We start from the raw sequence: 351 nt of genomic DNA, 5'->3' as shown, positions 1-351 counted from the left end.
GGATTTGGGGTTGATTTTCGGGTGGGTGGAGGAGTCGGTGGTTTGGAGGCAAGGGGGGTTCTGGAGAGGTTGGTTGAGGAGATGGAGTGGATTGAGGTTGTGGGGGGAAGGGTGGTGGAGGGGAAGGAGAATAGGGATGAAGAGGAAGGAGGAGAGAAGGGGATGGGAGAGAATGTGGGGTGGTGGTAGATTTTGAAAGAGGTTGGAATAGAGGGGGAGAAGGCGGGAGATGATATAGGGAATGATGGGGTTGATTAATGGATTGTTCATAACCATTTCGCGTATTTACTGTGTGATGTCTAAACGGATTATAGGGCTGGTTGGTGGTTTAAGTAAAGGGGGTAAAATGTG

At 49.9% G+C, this 351-nt stretch carries 1 protein-coding gene; it reads left to right on the top strand.

The window, feature by feature from the left end; translation table 11 throughout:
• A partial coding sequence (locus FS628_RS31595) for a hypothetical protein (RefSeq protein WP_222125315.1) occupies nucleotides 1-189 on the top strand: 189 nt, incomplete at its 5' end.
• Between the last annotated feature and the right edge of the window lie 162 nt (nucleotides 190-351).

This window comes from Paenibacillus xylanexedens (genome assembly GCF_007676705.1).
GTDB lineage: Bacteria > Bacillota > Bacilli > Paenibacillales > Paenibacillaceae > Paenibacillus > Paenibacillus xylanexedens_C.
This window is presented reverse-complemented; position numbering and strand designations above follow the sequence as displayed.